We start from the raw sequence: 23,202 nt of genomic DNA on the forward strand, positions 1-23,202 counted from the left end.
CCCCGCAGGAGAACCAGCAGACAAGGCGCGCCCGTGGGGCCCGCCGCTGGCGGAGAGACCCGGACGATCGTCCGTGGCCTGGTGACGCGGCTAAGCCCTAGCCCTTCGCTGCACCTCGTCTCCCGTCCCAACGCTCGCCGTCGACGACGCACTTTCGCAGCCTGCTGCGCCTCGCTCAAAAGAAAACCCCCGCTCAAGGCGGGGGCTCTCATTCGACGGGGTAGGGACTAGGCCGGGCCGCGTCAGTCGAAGCGGCCGGCGGCATGGGCGAGCAGGGTGTAGACCTTGCCCGTGTCCGAGGTGAGATAGGTCTTGGTCAGCTCCTGCCCACGCTCATCGCGGGAGACCTGCTCCAGCAGACGCTCGAACTCGCCAATATACCGATCAACGGTGTCGCGGAACTCGAGGTCGCGCCGGTACTTGCGGCGGATTTCCTCAAAGGTCTGCTGACCCTGCATGGTGTAGAGACGGCGGGTGAAGACGTTGCGCTCACCCTTCTTGTAGCGCTCCCAAAGGTCGACCGCCGCTTCGTGGTCGATCATGCGTGCGATGTCCACTGACAGCGAGTCGAGCGACTCGATGGTGTGGTGTACCGGCCGCTCCGGCTGTCCCTGGCGCGGGTCGAAATTGCGCGCGGGGTTGGCCGGGACGCTGCGGGGCATGGGGCCCACGGGCCCATTGCTCTCGCCGTCCGAGGCCCGCGCGAGGAGTTCCGACAGCCAGCCGCCCTTGTCGGAACCGCTGCGTTCAGCGGCTGCCGGGGTGACATTGGCGCGGCGCTGGGGCGCGGGAGCCGCATTGCCATTGCCGCGAGGTGCCTCGAAATAGGCGGGCGCTTCCGGCCGGGAGGCTGGCTCAGGGCGCGGCGCGACCGCCTGGGGACGGGCGAGCGGCGCGCGTGCGGCGGGAGCCGGCGCCGCGGCTAGCGGCTGCGGGCCGGGCAGCGGGGCAGTAACGCGCGTCCGGGGAGCGGCTTCCACGTCGAGCGTGCGACCATGGCGCGAGACGATCTCGTTCAGCTCGGCCAGCGCCTTGATCTGCTCGGCGACAGTGCGACGCATGGCCGAGGCATTGGCCTCGGTCTCCTCGGGCAGTTCCAGAATGCCGCGCTTCAGCTCCTCGCGGGTGGTCTCCAGCAGGCGCTGGATGTCCTGCACCGAGCTGCGCAGAGCCTGGGCGGTGCCGGAGAAGCCCTGATTGGCCTGACGCATCAGCGTCTCCACCTCGCGCACGGCCTGCTCATAGGTCTCGTGCAGCGCGGCCACGGTACGCTCGCGCTCGGCCTCGGTCGCTTCGCGCATCTCCTGCTGCTGACGCACGATGGCATCAGTGGAGTTGCCGGCGGCCGCCAGGATCGACTTGGAGATGGCGCCGACGCGCTCCTCGGCGCGGCCGAAGGTGCTCTCCAGCGTGGTGGTGTAGTGCGACAGCCGTTCATCCAGCTCCGCGGTCCGCCCGGTGACCTGTTCCGCAAGCGCGAGAAGCGCCTCGTGACGGCCGCCGAGCGTGTCGTCCAGGTTCTCATGCGCATTGCCGAGCGCATTGGCGACGTTGGTGATGAGGCTCGCCTGCTCACTGAAGGAATGGCTGAGGCGGGCCACGTCCTTGAGCACGTCCGTGGAGACGGACCGCAGCGCGCGGATCTGCTCGTCCATGCGCGAGGAGGCGACGGCACTGGCCTCCTCGACATTGGCGACGGTGCTGCGGAAGGCTTCCAGACGTTCGCTGATCGTCTTCTCGGTGTCGGCGAGATTGCTGGCCGAGCTGGCGAGCACGTCCTGCAGCTGGACGTTCACGTCGCCCAGACGCTCCAGCAGGCTGGTGACATCGCCTTGCAGCGCCTCATTGGTGGCGGCGATCTCCGCCACCGCCGAACGGCCGCTGGCGGCGATCGCATCGATCAGGCCACTGCCACGCCCTTCCAGCGCCGCCGCGAACTCTTCCGCCAGCCGGGCAAACTCCTCGGACGCCACCGTGGTGGCGCGGCGGGCGCTGTCGGTAAGCTGAGCGCCCTGGCCGTCGAACGCATCGACAAGGCGGGCGAATTCCTGGGAAGCCCCACCGGTCGCTTCGCGCACGCTTTCGACCAGCTGGCTGCCGCGCCCGTCGAACTCGTCGACGAGGCGGGAGAATTCGCTGGAGGCGAGAGCGGTCGCCTGGCGGGCGCTTTCCACCAGCTGGGCGCCGCGCCCGTCGAATTCGCTGAGGAGGACATCGCCGGCTGTGGCGATTTCCTGGGTCACCTGGCCGCCGATCTGCTGCAGCGAGGTGGAGACTTCGCCGGTGACCAGCTTGAGCTGGCTGTTGACGTCGCTGCCCACCGACTGCAGCGAAGCGGTGACTTCGCCACCCGCCGCCTGCAGCGAGGCAGCGACATCGCCGGTGATCTGCTGCAGCGACGACACGACATCGCCGCTGATCTGCATCAGCTGGTCGGCGCGGCTGGTGGTCGCGCTGTCGAAGGCCGAGATGATGGCATCCGAACGGGCTTCCAGCGTGTTCAGCAACTCGTCGCTGGCGCGCATGATCTCGGTCACGGCGCCATTGCGCGTGGTGTCGAGCGCGGAAACCAGGTTCTGGCGGTGATCGTCGATGGCCGTCAGAAGATCGGTGCTGGCGCGGGCGATCTCGCTGGTAATGGAGATGCTGCGGTCTTCCAGCGCCGTGAGCAGGCCATTGCCGCGCTCTTCGACGATGCGGGCGATCTCATCCGTGCGCGAGTCGAACAGCGTCGTCACTTCGCCGGCGCGGTCGGACAGGGTGCGGCTGACATTGTCGACCAGCGAGGTGAGGCTGGTCTCGATCTCGGACGCTTCGCTGCGCAGCTGACCGGCGACGGCGCCGATACGCTGGCCGAGCAGGTCGGCCATTGCCGCGCCGCGCACTTCCACCGAGGTTGCTACATTGTCGAGACGGCTGATGACGGTCGCCTCGAAGCGGCCCACGCGCTCGTCGAGCGAGGTCGCGATATCCTGGGCGCGCGCCGCGAGGGTGCGGTCGGCCTGGTCGATATGCTGCGACAGCTGGTCGGCGATGGTGCCGGCACGCTCGTCAAAGAAGCCGCTGAGCATGCCGAGCGACTCGCTCATCGCGTCATTGGCCTGACGGGCACCTTCGGACAGCGTCTGGGCGAACTCGACGGTGCGGCTGCCAAGGGTCTCGTTGAGGCCTTCCACGCCCCGGTCGAGCACGCTTTCGATGCTGGCGATGCGCTGGTCAAGGGCGGCAGCGACCTGCTCGGCCTTGTTCGAGACCTGATCGTCGAAGCCGGAGAGGTTGGTGTCGATCGCCCGGGTGACCGCGTCGACGCGGTCCGAAATGCGTTGCACCAGCTGACCGCCATTGGTGTTGATGACGGTGTCGAAGTCGCGCAACCCGTCGACGATCTGGCGGCCCAGCAATGCGGTGTCGACAGAGATACGGTCGGCGATCTCGCCGCCGCGGACGCTGACCAGATCCTCGATGTTGCGGAACTGCTGTTCGAGGTGGTCGCGCATGTTCTCGCTGCGCGTCGTGAGGTCGGAGGCGAGGTAGTCGGCCGCCTCGCGGAACTGCTCGGTCACCCGCGCGCCGTTGTCGGCGAGCGTCTGCGCCGCTTCGGCGCCGACATGGGCGAGCTGCTGGGTCAGGGCCTGGCCGCGATAGTCGATATCCTGCGAGACCCGGCCCGCCGCTTCGGCGAGGGCATCGTGAATGCCGGTGCCGGCCTGCGACAGCTGGTGGACCACGCGCTGCCCGGTCTCGCCGAGCAGCCGCTCCAGTTCGGCGCCACGCACGGCGACGGCGTCATAGATGCGGTTGCCGGTATCGGCGATGCGGTCGGCGAGGTCGTCGCCGCGCACGGTGATGGTGTCCGCCACCCGGTTGCCGGTCTCTTCCAGCTTGCGCACGACTTCGCCGCCGCGCACCGAAAGGTCGAGCACCAGCGCGTCGCCGGTGGTCTTGAGCGTCTGGTTCACCTGGCTGGCGCGGATCGCAATCTCGTCGGCGAGCCGCGTCCCGGTGCTCACCAGGGCGTCGGTGATCTCGTCCGAGCGCGCGGTGAGCGTGCTGGTGAGGTTGATGGTCGTGGCCGACAGCTTATCGCCCAGTTCCTCGGTCCGCAGATTGACCACATGCGACAGCTCGGAGGCGGTCCGCAGCAGGCGGTCGCCGATCTCGTCGGTCCGGGTGGCGAGGGTGTCGGAGAGGTTCTCAGTGACGCCGGTCAGCTGACGGCTGATCTCGTCGGTGCGGATCGACAGGGTATCGGAGAGGTTTTCGGTGACGCCGGCGAGCTGGCGGCTGATCGCGTCGGTGCGGGTAGCCAGCGTATCGGTGAGGTTCTCGGCGATGCCGGCGAGCCGCAGGCCGATCTCGTCGGAGCGTGCCGTGAGCGTCTTGGAGAGGTTGTCGGTGGCGCCCGAGAGCTGGCGGCTGATCTCGTCGGTCCGCGTGCTCAGCGTTTCGGTCAGCTGGGTGGTGACGCCCGAGAGACGGTTGCCGATCTCGTCGCTCTTGGCGGCGAGGGAGGAGAGCAGGTGCTCGCTCGAATCGGACAGGTTGGTGTTGACCTCCGACCCTGTGGCCTGCAGCCGGTCGATCAGGTCGCCGCCCTTCTCGGACAGAGCCTCGATGATGGTGTCGCCGACGCGGCCGAGCGCCAGGGTGATGTGTTCGCCACGATCCGAAAGCGTCAGGGCCACGCGGTCGGCGGCCAGGGTGACGGTCTCGTTGATGCGGTCGCTGACATTGCCGACTTCCTCGGCAAAGGTGAATTGCGAGGCGGCAAGCGTCTCGCGCACATGCTCGGTCTGGGTCAGGATGGCATCGCGTTCGAGCTGCAGACGCTCGATCAGCTGATGCATCTTGCGATTGTTGTCGTCATAGGCCTGGGCCAGTGCCGCCACCTCGCCGCGCACGAAGGCTTCCGCCTCGCTGGCGCGGGTGACCGCCTGTTCAAGCCCGGCATACTGGGCAAGCGTATCGGGCGAGACGCCTTCCGGCATCTGAATGGCCGGCAGGGCGGCGGCGGTTGCCGGCGCGATGACGGCCGGGGCGGGTGCGGGCGCCGGCGTCTTCGCCGGTTCGGCAAGGCGGATGGCGACCTGCGCCATGGAATAGGCGACGATCCGCATTTCCTGCATCCGCCGCACCATGGCGGCGAGCACGACGAAGAAGATCGGCGGAACCAGAGTCGCGGCAATGCCGGCGAGGAAGCCGGGCGCGTTCATCAGCGCGGAGAAACTGCCGCCTGCGGCCCCGAACTGCGCCTGCAGCAGCACGCCGCCGGCCACGAGCCAGATCAGCGCGGCGAGGCTGGCAACGACATAGGGCGTGGAGGAGGGCCGGCGCTGCAGAGACGCCAGCAACTGCCCGATGCTCTCGCGGTCGTCATTGGCGGCGGCACGGCGTCCCTTCGACGGCGTGGCTGTCTCGGCCGGTTCGGCCTCGCTGCGTACCTCACCGCGCGGAAGAACGGCCGCAGCGCCGGCGGCTGCCACGCTTGCCGCCACAGCGGGTGCGACCGGGCTTAGCCCGGCATCCGCACCGGTGGGGGTAACGTCGAATGTCGGCTCGCCCGCGCGAGTAAGGTCGGACGTGTCGGCGAGGTCATCCTCGGACAGCCGGAAGTCGTCGTCGTCGAGCGACGCCGCGTCGAATTCGGCCGGCTCCGCCGTATCGCCGAACAGGTCGATCTCGTCGAGAAAGCGCGAAGACCCGGCCTCGCCGGTGGCGCCGGCGCGGGTCTCGATACGCGGTCCCTCCGGCTCGCGGGCCGGGGGCAGCTCGAAGTCGTCCCCCGCCGATGCGGCGAAGCCGTCATCTGGCGTGTGGTCGAGACTGAGCGCCTCCTCGATGGCCGACAGCGCGGCCTCGGCGGGATCCTGCTCAATCTTCTTCGTGTTCGTCGACATCGGCGCCTGCCTCCGGTCCGTACTCTACTCCGACCGGCTCGCGCCGTCGGCCCGGGGTTTCGCGGAGTCATGGCATTCCCGTCCGTGGGAGAGTTCCGCACTTGACGAGAGGAACGCCAGTTCCCCGCAGCTTTATCCTACGCTCTTGACCATCAGAAATGGAACGGGGGTTAACGGGCTGATTTCAGTTATCGTTAACGCCCTGTTTACCACGCCGTGAAACCTATGATTCACGGTCTTACGAAAAATCATCCCAGCACCTCTCGCTCCGCGAATCGCGCTGCGGCCAAACTCCGGGGCCGCGGCATGAGCCGGCTGGTGTTCGTCGCGTCTCACCGTTATCTAGGGCGGACCTTCCTGAAGTCATTCCAAATCGCTGAAGCCCCATGCCCAAGATCACCTTTATCGACGCCGCCGGTACCGAGCGCTCCGTTGAGGCCGCCCTCGGCGCCACCGTAATGGAAGCGGCGATCCGCAACGGCGTGCCGGGAATCGACGCCGAATGCGGCGGCGCCTGTGCCTGTGCGACCTGTCACGTCTATGTGGACGAAGCATGGCAGGCGGCCACCGGAGAGCCGGGCCCCATGGAGGAGGACATGCTCGACTTCGCCTCCGACGTGCGCCCCACCTCGCGTCTGTCCTGCCAGATCAAAGTGACCGAGGCGCTGGACGGGTTGGTCGTGCGCACGCCGGAAAATCAGGGCTGAGCGGTTCCCGACGGGGGCTTGGCGCCCTCGCTCGCGGGCTCCTTCGTAGCGCTGCGGCTGATGAGGCCGGAAGCGACGTCGCTGAGCGCCGGTGCCTTGAGGGCGACGAAGGGCAGGGGGCGTGTCACCTCAATGGCCGCAATGCCAAGCCGCGCGGTGAGCAGGCCGTTCACCACGCCCTCGCCCAGCCGCGCCGAGAGCTTGGCGGCGATGCCGTGGCCGACGACCTGCTGAACCAGCGAATCGCCTGCCGCCATGCCGCCGGTCACAGCGAGATGGGTGACCACCTGGCGAAAAAGCCGCACCATGCCGAGCGCGCCGGGGCGTCCGCCATAAAGCTGCGCCAGCCGTCGCACGAGGCCGATAGCCGTCACCAGCACGAAGATGAGGTCCACCGCCGCCCGGGGCGAGACAGCGGTGACCACCGAGACGCGCTTGGCGGCGTTGGACACCAATTGCGTCGCCTCGGCGTCGAGCGGGGCCATCAACTGGCGCTCGGTGAGCCGGATCAGATCGGCGCCATCGATGATGGCGTCGAGATGGCCCGAGAGTTCGGTGCGGGCGCGGAACAGGCGCGGCGAGGTCGCGGCGATGGCGAGCAACTGGCTCGTCACCGATTCGGCGAGGCGTCGGTCATCCTTCGCCAGCGCTTCCGCCGCCTGCTCGCGCAGGTGGTTGAGCGTGCGTAGGCGTATGAGCCCGAAGGCCTCGCGCGTCAGAATGGCCAGGCTGGCCAGCGCCAGTGCCAGCGCGAAAGCGAGGCCGACATAGCCGAGCCAGTCCGCACGGGCGAACAGGTCTTCGACCAGCTTCGTCACCGCCAGTCCGGCCCCGAGGCTGACCAGGCCGCCGAGCCCCGCCCAGAACAGCTGGCCCCAGCGCGACGTCTTCGGCGGGGCCGGCGGCAGCGGGGTAATGTCCTCCAGCGCTTCGGCCGTCGTCGGCGTGACCACGACGGCGCCGCGCGGCACGGCGCGGCCGTCTTCGGCCAGCACGACGCCGGGATCGTCGAGACGGAAGGCTTGCGGGCGTCGAGGGGTGCGGTCGCTCATAAGTGTCCCTGTCCAGCCGGCTCTATTTCAGTCGGTCGCCGAGGAGGAATTCCAGCGCGCGATCGAGACGAATATGCGGAAGCGGCAGGGCGAGTGTCTCCGCATTGCGCGCGACCAGCGGTGGACGGAAGCGCAGGAAGCGGAAATCACCGCCTGCGGCGTCCGACAGGCCGCTGAAGCCATGGGCGGGATCGAACAGGGCGGAAGGGTTCTCCGGCAGGTCGCCGGGGAAAACGGCGGCCTCCGCCAACCCGTCGAAAGCGTCTGCGCCGTGCTGGCCGGCCTCCGGTACGCCGACAATGGCCGGCAGATGCGCCCGCCCGCGCTTCACCATCGCCTCACGCGTTGCCCGCACGGCGGCGAGGGCTACCACATCAATATCCGCCCCCGCGCTTTCCGCCCGCGCCAGCGCCCGCTCCACCAGCCGGCGCAGGATCGCCTCCAGCGGGTCGTGGCTGGTGTGGTGGAGATGGTCGGCCTTGGTGGCGGCGAACAGCACCTTGCCGATGCGGTGGCGGAAAAGGGCCGAGAGCCATGAGTTCCGCCCGATGCGGAACGCCGCGAGGATGCCGTCCAGCGCCGATTCGAGGTCGGCCAGCGCCGCCGGCCCGGCATTGAGCGCGGAGAGCACGTCGATGAGCACGATCTGCCGGTCGAGCCGGGCGAAATGATCGCGGAAGAACGGGCGGACGACGCGTTCCTTATAGGCTTCGAAGCGCCGCTCCATCATCGCCTGCAGCGAGCCGGAAGCGGCGTCCGTACTTTCGGCGAGGTCGAGCGGGGCGAAGGTGAGGGCGGGCGAGCCTTCGAGGTCGCCCGGCATAAGAAAGCGCCCCGGCGGCAGCAGGCTCATCGACACGGTCTCCGCACGGCATGCGGCGAGATAGTCGGTGAACAGCGCCGCGAGCTTCCGTGCCTCGGTCTCATCCGCCGGGGCAGAAGGGTCCGTCGCCGCCAGCGCCGCCAGGAACGGGCCGGCGAGCGGACGGCGGGCGGGCGCATGGGCTAGGGCGAGGCTTTGGCGGGCGAAATCGGCGAAGGACTGATCGAGCAGCGGCAGGTCGAGCAGCCATTCGCCGGGATAGTCGACGATGTCGAGTGTCAGCGTCCGGCGCCCGCCCCGCGCGGGGGCGTAGTCGATGGCCAGGCGCAATTCGCTGATGCGCCGCGTCGATTCCGGCCAGCGCCGGTCGTCCACCAGCGTTGCCAGATGCCCCTCATAGTCGAAGCGTGGCACGCCGTCGTCCGGCTGCGGCTCCAGCCTTGCGGTGGCGATGCGTCCCTCATGCATGGCGCGGAAGACCGGCAATCGCCCTCCGCGCATCAGCGCATGAATAAGGGCTGTGGTGAACACCGTCTTTCCCGCCCGCGACAGACCGGTGATGCCGAGCCGCAGCGTCGGGCTGGCGAGGTCCTCGGCGCGGTCGATCAGGGTCTGCGCGGTGAGGCGCGCTTCATCCAGCAGCCATTCCAGGCGAGAGGCCACGGCTAGTCCTTCTCCTTCGTCACCCCGAGCGCACGCGGCGTGACGAATCGTTCCAGCGTGCCGATGCCAGGCTCGATATCGGCCCAGTTCGCTACCGGCACATCGATGACCGCTAGGGCGCCTGTGGGAAATTTCGGTAGAACCTTGGCCCGCTGCTCGCGGCGCAGGAGCAGAGTGGTGAAGTCCTCCATGCCGGGATTGTGTCCGACGAGCATCAGGGGCGACGCCTCGTTCTGCGCCGTTACGAGACGCATCAGATTGGCAGCGGGCGCCTCATAGATGCTGCGCTCATAGGCTGGCAACGGATGCGCCGGCCAGTCGCGGCTCACAATCTCCCAGGTCGCGATGGTGCGGCGTGAGGGCGAGACGAAGATGCGAGCAGGAAGCAGTTCCTCCTGCGCCATGTAGGCGCCGATGGCGGTGGCGGCGCGCAGGCCACGCGGGGCCAAGGGGCGGTCGATGTCGGCGACCCCGTCCGGCCAGGCGGACTTGGCGTGACGCAGAAGGATGAGGCGCAGCATCATAATCCATGAGCGGAGGAGGGGACGTAACGGACATATAGGTGCGAAATCCGGTGGTGCGAGTATCCGCAGGAGCTGCCGCCTTAATGATTGACGGGCATTAAGTGACTTTTCGGCAACCACTTGCGTGCTAACCTGCTGTAAGGAAGAGGCTGTCGGTTTCATAGGATGGTTGCAATGCGGTCAGTCGGCTTCGCCAGTGTCGTGGTTGTTGCGGGAACGCTCGGCCTTACGGCGTCGATCACCCATGCGGCCGACATGACCTACAAGGGCGACCCGACCTACGCGCCGACCGAATCGCGCGATCGCCAGTGGACGGTCACGCTCGGCGGCTATGTGATGGGCGTGCCGACCTGGATGGGTTCGGATGACTATGAGTTCGGCTTCAAGCCGATCATCAGCATCAACCGTGCGGACCGGCTGAGCCAGTTCAAGAGCTTCAACGACAATCCGAGCATCGCGCTGTTCGACAACGGCGTGTTCGAGGCCGGTATCACCGGCACGATGACCTGGAAGCGGGATTCGTCCAGCTCCGATGCCCTGCGTGGCATGTCCAACATCGATTATGCCTACCAGGTCGGCGGCTACGCCCAGTGGTTCCCGATGGACTGGCTGCGCCTGCGCGGCGATGTCCGCTATGGCTTCGGCGGCTTCGAGGGCGTGGTGGCGGACTTCGCTGTCGACGCCATTCATTTCAGCCCGGAACTCTGGGGTGTCACCCTGTCGGCCGGCCCGCGCATGACGCTGGCCAGCTCGGGCTATACCGACACTTATTACGGAATCACCCCGGCCGAGGCGACCTTCGCCCAGGCGCTCGGCAACCCGCTGACGCCCTATAAGGCCGGTGGCGGCATCTATTCCGTGGGCTTCGGCGGGCAGGTGGTGAAGCGCTTCACCGAGAACATCACCGGCTCGATCTTCGCCGAGTACAAATATCTGATGGACGACGCGGCCGACAGCCCGCTCGTTGTGCAGAACGGCGACCGCAACCAGTTCCAGGCCGGCGTCTCGCTCGCCTACACGTTCTTCCTCGGTTTCGAGTAGTTGCGCGGGCCGGGCTACCGGCGCGCTTCCCCTTGCGGCGCGGGCCCGGCCCGCGCTTGGGAGCCGTAACGGCTCCCTGCCTCGTTTGGGCGCTCAACCTGCTGAAAAATCCGGCATTTTGTGTCGAGCGCATGACGCTGTGAGGTGTTGTGCGGCGCGGGGCGTGGCGATATAAGCTGCCCCCGATAGGGGTGCCCCCGGAAAACGAGGACCAAGGCCGATGTCGGTTGAGATCGACCAAGAGTATCGCCCCCGCGAGGACGAGCCTTTCATGAATGAGCGGCAGCGGGAGTATTTCCGCCACAAGCTGCTGCAGTGGAAGGAAGACATCCTGCGCGAGGCGAAAGAGACGCTTCAGCACCTTCAGGACGAGAATCAGAACCACCCGGACATTGCCGACCGCGCCTCGTCCGAAACCGACCGCGCCATCGAGCTGCGGGCTCGCGACCGCCAGCGTAAGCTGATCGCGAAGATCGAATCCGCGCTGGAACGTATCGATGACGGCTCCTACGGTTATTGCGAGGAGACCGGCGAGCCGATCTCGCTCAAGCGCCTCGAGGCCCGTCCGATCGCGACATTGTCGATCGAAGCGCAGGAGCGGCATGAACGCCGCGAGCGCGTCTATCGCGACGACTAGGATTGATGCGGTCGTGCATTTGCCGGCCTCGTTGAGAGGGCGGCGAGGGGATATGAAAAGGGCGGCCCGGATGACGGGCCGCCCTTTTCCTTTGTTCGCGCTAGCGTCCTGCGGCTCAGGGGCGGCGGTTGCGGCCGAGGAGGCTCGCCATTTCCTCCTCGAACAGGTCCACCTCCTCGCCCGGACGAGATGTGGCCTCGTCGGGCAGCTGGATTTCCGGGGCGAACATGTCGATCGCACGGACCGACGCCGCGGGCACGGCGGGCGCATTCTCCGCATTGGTGTCCAGGCGTACCTCCGGCGCTGCCGCGTCGGCCGCCACGACGGGCGGCTTGACGACCGGCGCGCCGGTCAGCGGTGCCCGCACGGGTGGGACAGGCGCCATTTCCGCTACGGGTGCCGCGACGGCCGCAGGGGAGACAACGGGCGTCGCATGGACAGGGACCGCCGGGTGAGGCATAGGCGCGAGCGCCGCGTGAGCCGGCGGCGTGGCGGAGCGCCCCGGACGATCGATCGCCTTTTCCAGCGCGCGTTCGAAGGCCGGCGAACCGAGCGGCGAGGCGGCGACGGGCGGCCGAACAGGCTCGGCGTCGGCCACGGGCGGACGCCGCAGCGTCTCCTCCAGATGCTCTGCCATACCGGCAAACAGCGGGTCGACCTTTACAGTGACCCGCGCGCCGGTGTCAGGCTCGGGAGCGCTGATAGGTTCGGCGCGAGTCGCGACCGGAGCGACGCCCGGCGCGTGCGGCAGCGGGGCCAGCAGCGGCGATGTGCGGGGAGCCTCCGCCATCTCGGGCGCGCGCGGTTCCAGCGGGCGGCGGGCAAAGGGCGGGCCGGCGACCGGGCCCGGCGAAACCGCCGGACCGGGCGTGAGGGGAGCTGGCTCCGCGCCGATGTCGCGGGCCGGGCCGCGCGAGATCATCGGCGGGCGGGGATCCACCGGTCCGCGCGCCTCGGGCGGCAAGGGGGTGGCGCGCGGCGCACGCGCTGCTGCCGGGGAAGGCGGCGGTGCCTCGCGCGGCGGGCGTGCCTCGCGCAGCGGTTCGGTTCGCGGGGAGGGGCGGTGGAGATCGCCGGGTCGTGGGTCGAAACGGTGAGGATCGAGCGGCGGGTGGTCCGGGGTCCGCGCCAGCTCGGGACGCAACGGCTCGTGATGCGGCGCGGTGTCCGGCCGTGCCGGCTCGGGCACGCGCACCGGGTCGACAGCCCGCGCGGCCAGGGAAGGGTGTTGCGGCGCCCGGGCGTGGACGGCGGCAATGCCGCTCTCCACCAGGAAGTCGCTGCCTCCGCCCAGCACGACCAGATGCTGGACATCGTCGCGCTGGATCAGCACGAGGCGGCGGGTTTCGTCGATCTGGATATGGTCGATGACGGCGAGCCGGTGACCGGCGACCATGCGCTGGCTCCGGTTGCGCCGTGTCAGGCGGCCCAGAAACACCACGAGTCCCGCCAGCACGATCAACCCGGCCAGGGCGAGGATCGGTACGGTGTAGGGTCCGAGACCGGACAGTACATCCATCATGCGCCACATCTCCTGCAGGGCGGGCCTGCGCTGGCGTCGCACAGACCGATCACATCCGTCCTTTGTGTCGCGTCAGGGCCTTTCCGGCAAGTCCCGGCCTCAATTCCGCCGTTCCGCGCACGGCTTAGATCGCTGCGTGCGGCGGATAAGCCCAATCGGGCCTTGCCCCGGGGGAGCGGGTCAGGCACCAAGAAGGACAGGTTGAATCGCCTCGCTGCGCGGCGTCGGCGGCGGCAGCGGAAGGCTCCTGGCTTGAACATGGCGGACGGCGGACGCGACGATCCCACCCTCGACCGAACCGAGATCGGCGGCAGCATCCGGCTGGTGCTGCTTGTTGCGCTCGCGCTGGTCGGCGCGGTGGTGTCGCTCCTGCTGTTGGGCCGCGACCGGGCCGACCCGTGGATCATCGGGCTGCTCACCGTCCTTGCGGTCGTCGGCGTTTTCGCCCTGTTCGCCTATGCGGCGGGCTTGCTGCGCTTCGGCGCGCCGGACCTGCGCGACGAGCTGGCGCGACGAATCGTCGATAGCGGTCCCGAGGGCGTCAGCATCGTCGATACGCTTGGGCGGGTGCTTTATGCCAATCCGCGCTATTGCGAGATCACGGGCGCGGCCTCCCTGCAGGAAGCGCGACCGGTCGAGCGGCTGTTCACCAGCGACCCCGATGTGTCGGAGGCGGTCTATCGCCTCGCCCAAAGCGTGCGCGAGGGGCGCGCCTCCGTCGAGGAGGTGCGTCATGCGGTTCCCGGCCAGCCCGTGCGCTGGCTCCGCCTCGGCGCCCGCCCGGCGGCGGCGGGGAAGGGCGTGCGCTGTGCCGTGTGGACGGTGAGCGACCTGACACGCGAGCGGGAGCGGCAGGAGAGCGCCTTTCTCGAACTGCAGCACGCCATCGACTATCTCGACCACGCACCGGCCGGCTTCTTCTCGGCGGCCGGTGGGGCCATCCACTACATCAATGCCACGCTGGTGGATTGGCTCGGCTACGACCTCGCCGAATTCGGTCCCGGCGGGCTCACGGTCGGCGACATCGTGCCGGGGCCGGCGGCGGCGCTGCTCACCGGCATGGCGCCTCTTCCGGGCGGTGTGCGTACCGAAGTGCTCGATCTCGACCTGCGGCGCAAGAATGGCCAGCCTCTTCCGGTCCGCCTCTGGCATCGCGTCGCCTATGCCTCCGACGGCACGCCGGGCGCCTCGCGTACGCTGGTGGTCAACCGCTCGCGCGAGGACAATGCCGCCGATCCCGCCCGCGCGGCCGAGGTGCGGTTCGCCCGGTTCTTCCACAATTCGCCCATCGCAATTGCCGAGGTCGATGCCGAAGGCCGCGTCGTGCGTGCCAATGCGATGTTCGCCCGGCTGTTCGGCGGCCGCGAGGATGAGCGGCGGCACATTGTCGATCTCGTGCCCGAGCCGGCCCGGGCGCCGCTGCGGGGCGCGTTGACGGCGGCGGTGCAGGGGCAGGCGCCGTCGGCACCGCTCGATATCGTGCTGGAGCGCGAGGGCGGGCGGTCGGCGCGCTTCTATTTCGCTTCGGTGGAGGATGGCGGCGCCGCCCGCGAGGCGGCGATCGTCTATGTCATCGAGACCACCGAACAGCGGGCGCTGGAAGCGCAATTCGCCCAGTCGCAGAAGATGCAGGCGGTCGGCCAGCTCGCCGGCGGCGTAGCGCACGATTTCAACAATGTGCTGACCGCCATCATCGGCTATTCGGACCTTCTGCTTGCCAATGCGCGCCCCACCGATCCGTCCTTCCAGGACGTGATGCAGATCAAGCAGAACGCCAATCGCGCGGCGGGGCTGGTGCGTCAGCTTCTCGCCTTCTCGCGCCGCCAGACGCTACGCCCGCAGGTGCTCCGGCTCGGCGACGTGATGAGCGACCTCACCATGCTGCTGCGCCGCCTGCTCGGCGAGACCATCAAACTGGAGGTGAAGGAAGGACGGGACCTGTGGCCGGTGAAGGCGGACCTCAACCAGTTCGAGCAGGTCATCGTCAATCTGGCCGTCAATGCCCGCGACGCCATGCCGGCCGGCGGCACGCTCGCCATCCGCACCGCGAATGTCGGCGCTGCGCAGGCCGCTTCCTACGCCGAGGCCGGCCTGCCGGAGGCTGACCATGTGCTGGTGGAGGTGGCCGACACCGGCACCGGCATTCCGCCTGACATTCTCGACAAAATTTTCGAGCCTTTCTTCTCCACCAAGGAAGTCGGCAAGGGCACGGGCCTTGGGCTCTCAACCGTCTATGGCATCGTCAAGCAGACGGGCGGCACGCTGCAGGTGGAGAGCGAAGTGGGACGCGGCTCGGTGTTCCGTGTCTTCCTGCCGCGCCATGTGCCCGACGCCGCGGAATTGGCGCCGCGTGCGCCCGAGCCCGACGCCCCGGCGAAGGCCGCCGACCTCACAGGACGCGGCACGCTGCTGCTGGTGGAGGACGAGGAAGCTGTGCGGGCCTTCGCGGCTCGGGCGCTGGCCTCGCGCGGCTATCACGTGCTGGAGGCCGGTTCCGGTGTCGAGGCGCTGGAAGTGATGGCGCAGCACCCCGGCGAGGTCGAACTGATCCTTTCCGACGTGGTGATGCCGGAAATGGACGGCCCGACGCTATTGAAGGAGTTGCGCCCCAGCCATCCCGACATCAAGGTGATATTCATGTCGGGTTATGCCGAGGAAGCCTTCGCCAAGAATCTGCCGGAGGGCGCGGATTTCGGCTTCCTGCCGAAGCCGTTCACCCTCAAGCAACTGATCGAGGCGGTGAAGGCGAGCATGGGCCGGAGCGAGCCGGGCCGTACCGAGTAATGTCCCGCGAGGGGACCGTCTGGAGGATGAGATGAGCGCAGCGACCGAGGATGTCTTCAAGGCTCTGGCCGCCGACCATGCTTCCCGCGCCGAGCAAAAGGTGGCGGACCTCTTCGCCGCCGATGCCGACCGCTTCGCGCGCTTCTCCGCCTCTTTCGAGGACATGCTGCTCGATTTCTCCAAATGCTCGCTGACGGCGGACACGCTCGGCCTGCTGCTTGGCCTCGTCCGCGCCGCTGGCGTCGAGGCGAAGCGCGAGGCGATGTTCTCCGGCGTGCACATCAATCTCACCGAGGACCGGGCGGTGCTGCACACCGCGCTGCGCGATCCCGGCGAGACGCCGCTCGTCGTCGACGGGCAGGATGTGCGCGCCGATGTCGCCTCGGTTCTCGCCGCCATGGCGACCTTCGCCGAGGGCATCCGCTCCGGCGCGCTCAAGGGCTGGACCGGCAAGCCGATCACCGATGTGGTGAATATCGGCATCGGCGGCTCGGACCTCGGGCCGGTCATGGCGACCATCGCGCTGACGCCCTATCATGACGGCCCGCGCGCGCATTACGTCTCCAATGTCGACGGCGCCCATCTCTACGACACGGTGAAGGGGCTCGATCCGGCGTCCACCCTGTTCATCGTCGCCTCCAAGACCTTCACCACGCAGGAGACGATGGCGAACGCCGCCAGCGCCCGCCACTGGATTGTCGAGGCGCTGGGTGAGGCGGCGGTGGCGAACCATTTCGCGGCCGTGTCCACCGCCCTGGACAAGGTCGCTGCGTTCGGCATCGCGCCGGACCGCGTCTTCGGCTTCTGGGACTGGGTCGGCGGGCGGTATTCGGTGTGGTCGGCCATCGGCCTGCCGGTCATGATCGCGGTGGGCGAAGCGCATTTCCGCCGCTTCCTGGCCGGCGGCCACGCGATGGACACGCATTTCCGTACCGCGCCGCTGGAGAAGAACCTCCCCGTCCTGCTGGCTCTCGTGGGCCTCTGGCACCGCGACGTGTGCGGCTATGCCACTCGCGCGGTCATCCCTTATGACCAGCATCTGGCGCGGCTGCCGGCCTATCTCCAGCAGCTCGACATGGAGAGCAACGGCAAGCATGTGACGCTCGACGGCCAGACGGTGGCGCATGACACTGGCCCTGTGGTCTGGGGCGAGCCGGGGACGAATGGCCAGCACGCTTTCTTCCAGCTGATCCACCAGGGCACCAGCCCGATCCCGGTCGAGTTCCTGATCGCCGCAAAGGGCCATGCCGAAGAGACCGAGCCGGGGCTGAAGCGTCAGCATGCGATGCTGATCGCCAACTGCCTCGCCCAGTCCGAGGCGCTGATGCGCGGGCGCTCGCTGGAAGAGGCCAAGGCGCAGCTCATCGCCGCGGGCCGTGACGAGGTCGCCGCCGACAAGATCGCCCCGCACCGCGTCTTCACCGGCAGCCGCCCCTCGGTGACGATCGCCTATGAGACGCTCGATCCCTACACGCTCGGGCGCCTCATCGCGCTGTATGAGCACCGCGTGTTCGTCGAGGGTGCGGTGTGGAACATCAACAGCTTCGACCAGTGGGGCGTCGAACTCGGCAAGGAACTCGCCAGCACCTTGCTGCCTGCCGTGGAAAGCGGCGTGGCGCCGGACAGCGTCTCGACCTCGGCGGCCGGGCTGCTGCGCCATCTCGTCGGCAAGTGACGGTCCACCCTGGCCCGGCTCCCTCTGTGGAACCGGGCTCTTTCCCAAACGTCTAATGATCCCGGCGCGGCTGTGGCTGTCGGGGATGGGTTGAGCAAAGTCCGGGAGCGAGCATGATCCGCGTCGTCGCCACTACGCCGTATGAGGGCCAGAAGCCGGGCACGTCGGGCCTGCGCAAGAAGGTGCCGGTGTTCCAGCAGCCGCACTACATCGAGAACTTCGTGCAGGCGCTGTTCGACAGCCTTGATGCCTTCGAGGGCGAGACGCTGGTGATCGGCGGCGACGGGCGCTTCTACAACCGCGAGGCGATCCAGATCGTGCTCAAAATGGCGGCGGCGGCCGGATTTGGCCGGGTGCTGGTGGGCAGGGGTGGCATTCTCTCCACTCCCGCCGCGTCCTGCGTCATCCGCAAGCACGAAGCGTTTGGCGGCATCATCCTTTCCGCGAGCCATAATCCCGGCGGGCCGGAAGGCGATTTCGGCATCAAGTACAATATCGGCAATGGTGGCCCGGCGCCGGAGCATGTGACCGACGCGATCTTCGAGCGGAGCAAGACGATCCGCGAGTACCGGATCTTCGACGGCGACGATGTCGACCTCGACACGCTCGGCATCACGCGCCTTGGCGACATGGTGGTCGATGTCATCGACCCCGTCGAGGACTATGCGGAGCTGATGGGTGAGTTGTTCGATTTCGACGCGATCCGCGACCTGTTCGCCTCCGGCTTCACCATGCGTTTCGACGCGATGAGCGCGGTGACGGGCCCTTACGCCACCGCTATTCTGGAGGAAACGCTGGGCGCCCGCCCGGGCACGGTGATGCACGGCACGCCACTGCCGGATTTTGGCGGTCATCACCCCGACCCGAACCTCGTCCACGCCAAGGAACTCTGCGACCTCGTCATGTCGGAGGAGGGGCCGGAGTTCGGTGCGGCTTCCGATGGCGATGGCGACCGCAACATGATCATCGGCCGCGGCCGCTTCGTCACGCCCTCGGATTCGCTCGCCATCATCGCCGCCAATGCGCATCTCGCGCCGGGCTACAAGGCCGGCATCACCGGCATCGCCCGCTCCATGCCGACCAGCGGGGCGGCGGATCGTGTGGCCGCGAAGCTTGGCGTTACGTGCTACGAGACGCCGACGGGCTGGAAGTTCTTCGGCAATCTGCTCGACGCCGGGCTCGCCACCGTGTGCGGGGAGGAGAGCTTCGGCACCGGCTCCAACCATGTGCGCGAGAAGGACGGTCTCTGGGCCGTGCTGATGTGGCTCAACATCCTCGCCGTGCGCCGTCAGAGTGTCGCGGAAATCGTTGCTGAGCACTGGCAGGCCTATGGGCGCAACTATTACACCCGCCACGATTACGAGGAAGTCGATAGCGCCGCCGCCGATGCGCTGATGGCCGATCTGCGGGCGCGGCTGGAGAATTTGCCGGGCACTGTCATCAACGGGCTCACCGTGGAGCGCGCCGACGATTTTGCCTACCGTGACCCGGTGGATGGTTCGGTGACCACGAAGCAGGGCATTCGCGTGTTCTTCGACGACGGCTCGCGGATCGTCTACCGCCTGTCGGGGACGGGGACCGCTGGCGCGACGCTGCGCATCTATCTCGAACGCTTTGAGCCCGACGCCGCCCGGCACGATCTCGACACCCAGGACGCGCTCGCCGGCTTGGTGCAGATCGCTCGCGATCTGCCGGATATTGAGGGGCGCACCGGCCGCAGCGCTCCGACCGTGATTACCTGACGGCGCAGCGCACCCCCGGTCGGCGGCGACGGCGCTCGGCTAACGCAGGGCGCCCGTCCAGTGCAGTTCCAGTCGCCGGAGGACACCATAGGCGACGGTGAGGTCGTCACTCTCGTCGTCCTGCGCGGGTTGTGAGCCGGCGGGTCGGCCGTCATGTGTGGCGCGAATAGCGTCACACAGGCTCTGCGCCTTTGTCGTCAGTCGCAGCCGGGCCGAGCGGCGGTCGCGTTGGGAGGCGGCGCGATGCACATATTCCGCATCTACAAGTTGCTTGAGATTGTAGGACGCATTCGAGCCGAGATAGTGCCCGCGCTCCAGCAGGTCGCGGACAGACAGTTCGTCATTGCCGATATTGAACAGCAGCATCACCTGCGACGGGCTGATGTCGTCCACGCCAAGGCGGGTGAGCTCGGCACGCAGTACATCTAGGAAGCGGCGATGAGCCCGCTCGATCAGCCGCCCGATGTCTAAGGGGGTGACCTGGGCGCTACCTGCGGGCCCATCCAACGAAGCGGCCGCCGGAAAGGCCTCCTCCGGGGCGTCGGAGTCTCCGGCCGTCTCCGCCGCCTGGGCAGCTTTCCGTGCAGTCGACCTCATAGCTGTGTCCCCATCCCCGTAATCGATGACTGATTTCGCGACCGTCCCCGAACGGTCACGCAGCAGACGCCGATGATGTGGCCAGCAGATTATTGAGAAAATGCGGCGGTCGCCAACGGATTTATGAGAGGAGCGCCCCGGTCCACGGAAAACCGTCGCCACATAGGCGCGGCATTGCAAAGTGTTCGGGGGGAGATGGCCTCATCCCTGCCAGGCCCAGGGCGCGGACTCTCATCGCGGGGTTTCGAGATGCGATTCGAGAAACCAGAGCGCTTTATCGAGGGAGCGCGAGGCGGCGGTGAAGATGTCGGCAGTGGTTGGGTCGCCGGCGTCATCGGACTCATTGATCGCCTTGCGCACATTGTTCGCCACCGCTCCGAAACGCTCGGCCAGGGCCGCCAGATGGTCGGGAATGGCGTAGATGTCGGTCGGGTAGGCCTTCAGTGGAGTGCCGTCCGCAACGGTCTGCGTGGTTCCTAGCGCCGTGCCGCCCAGCTGAACCACACGCTCGGCCATGGTGTCGTTATGGTCGTCGAGCTCGGTGCGGAAGCCGTCGAGCATTTCATGCACGGCGATGAATTGCGGGCCCTTCAGGTTCCAATGCGCCTGCTTGACCGCCAGTGCGAGGTCGATGCCGGCGGCGAGATTGGCGTTGAGCAGGTCGATGGCGACCTTCTTGGCATTGGACGGAACGTCATTTGCGGTCTTGTGGTCAGACATAGGGAACCCTCTTCCTGGGGTGGCCCGGCAGCGGCACTGCCGGGCGCCAACAGGGACAAGATTGGCCGCGCCGAACGGTATTCAAGAGCCCCTGTTGTGAAGAATCCGGCCGATGAAGTTGAGCAGCAACTGGGCGGCGAGGATGGAGGTGACGCCGCCGGGGTCATATTCCCGCGCCACCTCGACCAGGTCGACACCCGCGACGGTGCCGCGCTTGGTCAGCCCGTCCAGCAGTTCGAGCACTTCGTAATAGGTGAAGCCGCCATGGCTCGGCGTGCCGGTGCCGGGCGCGATGGAGGGGTCGAAGCCGTCAATGTCGATGGTGACGTAATAGCGCTTGCCGGCGGGAATACGCGCCAGCACCGCTTCCGTGCCGAGCTTGCGGATCTGGCGGACGGAGAGGATGTCCGAGCCCATGGCGCGGGCCGCCTCATAGCCCTCGCGTGCGGTGGAGGAAACGTTGCGGATGCCGAGCTGGGTGAGGCCGGTGACATAAGGCTTTTCCGCCGCGCGGCGCAGCGGGTTGCCATGCCCGCGCCGCACGCCGTGGCGCTCATCGACGAAGTCGAGATGGGCGTCGAACTGGACGATGTGGATCGGCTCCTGCTCGGAGAACGCCTCGATGCAGGGAATATTGATCGAATGGTCGCCGCCGAGCACCACGGGGAGGGCACCGGCGGCAAGGATCTTGCGGACGGCCAACTCGATATTGGCGTGGCTGCCCTCGGTGTCGGTGTGGATCATGTCCGCATCGCCGATATCGACGATGCGGGTGGCGTCCGCCGCGAGGTAGGTGACGTCGTCCTCGTGGTCGTAGGCGCCGGCGTGGCCGAAGGAGAACAGCGTCGAGGCTTCGCGGATGGCACGTGGGCCGGAGCGAGCGCCCGAGCGCCATTGCGTGCCGAGATCGAACGGCGCGCCGACAATGGCGACATCGGCGTCGATCTTGTCCCAGTCGAGCTGCAGCGGGTACTTGCCGAAGGTGCAGATGCCGACAAAGGGAAGATCGAGCCGGCCGCCCTCATAACCGTGAGCCATCAGCGCGCGCCCTTCTTCTCGACCGCGCCGGCGAGGACGCAGAGCAGTTCGAACAGGATAGTGGCGCCGGTGAGGGCGGTGAGGCCAGAGGGATCGAAGGGCGGCGCCACCTCGACGAGATCGGCGCCGATGATGTCCAGCCCGTCGAGCAGGCGCACCATCGCTTGAGCCTCGCGGGTGGAGAAGCCGCCGATTTCCGGCGTGCCGGTGCCCGGCGCCTGCGACGGGTCGATGCCGTCAATGTCAAAGGTCACATAGGTCGGCGCGTCGCCGACAATGGCGCGTGCTTCCGCCATCACATCGGCGACGCCACGCTCCATGAACTCCTCGATGAAGATGATGCGCACGCCCATTTCACGGGCGTAATCATAATTGCCGGCGTCGGAGATGGCCCCGCGCAGGCCGATCTGCACGAAGCGCTTGGGATCGACCAGCCCTTCCTCGATGGCGCGGCGGAACGGCGTGCCGTGGGTGTAGCGGCTGCCATTGAAGAAGCTGTCATAGGTGTCGGAATGGGCATCGAACTGGATGAGGCCCACGGGGCCGTTCTTCGCCAGCCCGCGCAGGATCGGCAGGCTGATGAGATGGTCGCCGCCGGCGGTCAACGGCAGCGCGCCGGCCGCCCGCACGGCCTCGTAATGAGCGGTGATGATGTCGAGCGAGCGCATCAGGTCGAAGGGATCGATGATGACATCGCCGCAATCGGCGACGCGGGCGCGGTCATAGGGCGACAGGCCGGTGACATGATGCACGCGGCGCATCAGGCTCGACTGGTTCCGCAATTCGCGCGGGCCATGGCGGGTGCCGGCGCGGTTGGTGGTGCCGAGGTCGAAGGGCACGCCGATGATGGCGATGTCGACCTGGGAGGGCTCGGCCACCGGGAGGCGCATGAAGGTGGGAAGCCCGGCGAAGCGCGGGACAGTGCCGGAATCGAGCGGTTCGAAGGCGTTGGTCATGTCGGAACCTGATGCGTGCGTTCGGGCCTAAAGCCCGAACTCCTTGCGGACGGCGGCGGAGATGTGCGTGACGTAATCGGCCATTAGCGCCTCGCCCTTTTCGACGGTCGAGCCGGTGGCGACCGCCAGCACGCCGGAGGGCGGCAGACCGAAATCGTCCGGCACCGGGAAGCGGTCATAGGGCGGGAAGGTCGCCGGGCCGTCGGAAGGCGCCTTGTCCATCTCCACAAGGTCGGGCCGCAGCACCAGCATCAGCGACGTTTCCATCAGGCTGGCATGTTCCAGCTCAATGCCGGGGAAACCGGCGGGGAAGATGCCCTCCAGCGTCGCGCGCTGGGCGAAGTCCCAATATTCCAACCGCATCACGGTGAGGTCGGTGATGCCGTCGCGGGCGATCTCGCGCCGGGCGAGGTCCAGCCCTTCCACCGACGGCCAGAGGTTCTCGTAATGGCCGTTGACCACCACCAGACGCCGCACCCCCTGGCGGACAAGGTTGCGGATCACGTCGCGCACGACCAGCGCGAAGGTGTGGGCATCGACGCTCAGCGTGCCGGGGAACTGCTCGCCGCCGCCCGAGCGCGGCATCGACTTGCAGCCATAGGCGACGGTGGGGGCGACGAGGCCGCCCACCTCGCGAGCGATGCGCTCGCACACGCCGGTGGGCAGCACGACATCGACATTGAGCGGAAGATGCGGGCCATGCTGCTCGGTGGAGCCGAGCGGCAGGAACACCGGCGCGCCGGCGGCCATTTTCGCCGCGAATTCCGGCCAGCTGAGTTCGTCGAGACGTACGCTGTCGACCATGCGGTCCCCCTGAGTGTGAT

Annotated in this window: 16 protein-coding genes; 6 read left to right on the forward strand and 10 right to left on the reverse strand. The window is 67.8% G+C overall.

The genetic code is table 11. The features are described 5' to 3' along the window. Positions 1-242: 242 nt before the first annotated feature. Positions 243-5,897 carry an apolipoprotein acyltransferase gene (locus ACO07Z_RS20650; protein WP_421700423.1) on the reverse strand — a complete coding sequence of 1,885 codons (5,655 nt, stop codon included), beginning with the start codon at positions 5,895-5,897 and terminating at the stop codon, positions 243-245. Positions 5,898-6,283: 386 nt separating this feature from the next. On the opposite strand from ACO07Z_RS20650, the gene ACO07Z_RS20655 reads away from it, so the two are divergent. Further along, positions 6,284-6,604 (forward strand): 2Fe-2S iron-sulfur cluster-binding protein, encoded by a 321-nt coding sequence (locus tag ACO07Z_RS20655; protein ID WP_307020019.1) that lies wholly within the window; start codon positions 6,284-6,286, stop codon positions 6,602-6,604. On the opposite strand, the gene ACO07Z_RS20660 is transcribed toward ACO07Z_RS20655, so the two are convergent. From ACO07Z_RS20660 to ACO07Z_RS20670, 3 genes are read right to left on the reverse strand one after another with little or no spacing between them, the layout of a single operon-like run. Then, complete coding sequence (locus tag ACO07Z_RS20660; protein ID WP_421700424.1) at positions 6,595-7,656, reverse strand: YcjF family protein; 1,062 nt, start codon at positions 7,654-7,656, stop codon at positions 6,595-6,597. The genes ACO07Z_RS20655 and ACO07Z_RS20660 overlap by 10 nt on opposite strands. Before the next feature lie 22 nt (positions 7,657-7,678). After that, positions 7,679-9,142, reverse strand: coding sequence for a YcjX family protein (locus tag ACO07Z_RS20665; protein ID WP_421700425.1), 1,464 nt, complete (start codon positions 9,140-9,142; stop codon positions 7,679-7,681). Between the two features lie 2 nt (positions 9,143-9,144). Then, entirely contained in the window at positions 9,145-9,663 is a 519-nt protein-coding gene (locus tag ACO07Z_RS20670) for a SixA phosphatase family protein (protein ID WP_421700426.1), read from the reverse strand. Between the two features lie 177 nt (positions 9,664-9,840). On the opposite strand from ACO07Z_RS20670, the gene ACO07Z_RS20675 reads away from it, so the two are divergent. Together ACO07Z_RS20675 and dksA are read left to right on the forward strand one after the other, a co-directional pair. Beyond that, positions 9,841-10,707, forward strand: coding sequence for a MipA/OmpV family protein (locus tag ACO07Z_RS20675; protein WP_421700427.1), 867 nt, complete (start codon positions 9,841-9,843; stop codon positions 10,705-10,707). A gap of 220 nt (positions 10,708-10,927) precedes the next feature. After that, a complete protein-coding gene (dksA, locus tag ACO07Z_RS20680; protein ID WP_126280180.1) occupies positions 10,928-11,344 on the forward strand; it encodes an RNA polymerase-binding protein DksA in 417 nt (138 codons plus the stop codon). A 115-nt stretch (positions 11,345-11,459) separates the two neighbouring features. Here dksA and ACO07Z_RS20685 read toward each other — a convergent pair whose 3' ends face one another. Beyond that, the gene (locus tag ACO07Z_RS20685) at positions 11,460-12,863 is read right to left on the reverse strand and encodes a hypothetical protein (protein WP_421700428.1); all 1,404 of its coding nucleotides are present in this window, start codon (positions 12,861-12,863) and stop codon (positions 11,460-11,462) included. Positions 12,864-13,124: 261 nt separating this feature from the next. Between ACO07Z_RS20685 and cckA the strand changes: the two genes are divergently transcribed. The 3 genes from cckA (at position 13,125) to ACO07Z_RS20700 (ending at position 19,067) form a co-directional block, all read left to right on the forward strand. Continuing rightward, positions 13,125-15,650 carry a cell cycle histidine kinase CckA gene (cckA, locus tag ACO07Z_RS20690; RefSeq protein ID WP_421700855.1) on the forward strand — a complete coding sequence of 842 codons (2,526 nt, stop codon included), beginning with the start codon at positions 13,125-13,127 and terminating at the stop codon, positions 15,648-15,650. Between the two features lie 31 nt (positions 15,651-15,681). Then, positions 15,682-17,325, forward strand: coding sequence for a glucose-6-phosphate isomerase (gene pgi / locus ACO07Z_RS20695; RefSeq protein WP_421700429.1), 1,644 nt, complete (start codon positions 15,682-15,684; stop codon positions 17,323-17,325). A gap of 113 nt (positions 17,326-17,438) precedes the next feature. Beyond that, a complete protein-coding gene (locus ACO07Z_RS20700) occupies positions 17,439-19,067 on the forward strand; it encodes an alpha-D-glucose phosphate-specific phosphoglucomutase (protein ID WP_421700430.1) in 1,629 nt (542 codons plus the stop codon). A 39-nt stretch (positions 19,068-19,106) separates the two neighbouring features. On the opposite strand, the gene ACO07Z_RS20705 is transcribed toward ACO07Z_RS20700, so the two are convergent. The 5 genes from ACO07Z_RS20705 to ACO07Z_RS20725 form a co-directional block, all read right to left on the reverse strand. Next, entirely contained in the window at positions 19,107-19,664 is a 558-nt protein-coding gene (locus tag ACO07Z_RS20705) for a MarR family winged helix-turn-helix transcriptional regulator (RefSeq protein ID WP_421700431.1), read from the reverse strand. Positions 19,665-19,895: 231 nt separating this feature from the next. Beyond that, complete coding sequence (gene dps, locus ACO07Z_RS20710) at positions 19,896-20,384, reverse strand: DNA starvation/stationary phase protection protein Dps (RefSeq protein WP_421700432.1); 489 nt, start codon at positions 20,382-20,384, stop codon at positions 19,896-19,898. Between the two features lie 81 nt (positions 20,385-20,465). Then, positions 20,466-21,422 carry an agmatinase gene (gene speB, locus ACO07Z_RS20715; RefSeq protein ID WP_421700433.1) on the reverse strand — a complete coding sequence of 319 codons (957 nt, stop codon included), beginning with the start codon at positions 21,420-21,422 and terminating at the stop codon, positions 20,466-20,468. After that, on the reverse strand, positions 21,422-22,378 hold the full coding sequence (gene speB / locus ACO07Z_RS20720) for an agmatinase (protein ID WP_421700434.1): 957 nt from the start codon (positions 22,376-22,378) through the stop codon (positions 21,422-21,424). Before speB (ACO07Z_RS20720) ends, speB (ACO07Z_RS20715) begins: the two co-directional genes overlap by 1 nt. Positions 22,379-22,405: 27 nt before the next feature. Then, positions 22,406-23,182 carry a creatininase gene (locus ACO07Z_RS20725; protein WP_421700435.1) on the reverse strand — a complete coding sequence of 259 codons (777 nt, stop codon included), beginning with the start codon at positions 23,180-23,182 and terminating at the stop codon, positions 22,406-22,408. Positions 23,183-23,202 lie beyond the last annotated feature (20 nt).

Origin of the sequence: Ancylobacter sp., from assembly GCF_965229075.1 — a bacterium.
GTDB lineage: Bacteria > Pseudomonadota > Alphaproteobacteria > Rhizobiales > Xanthobacteraceae > Ancylobacter.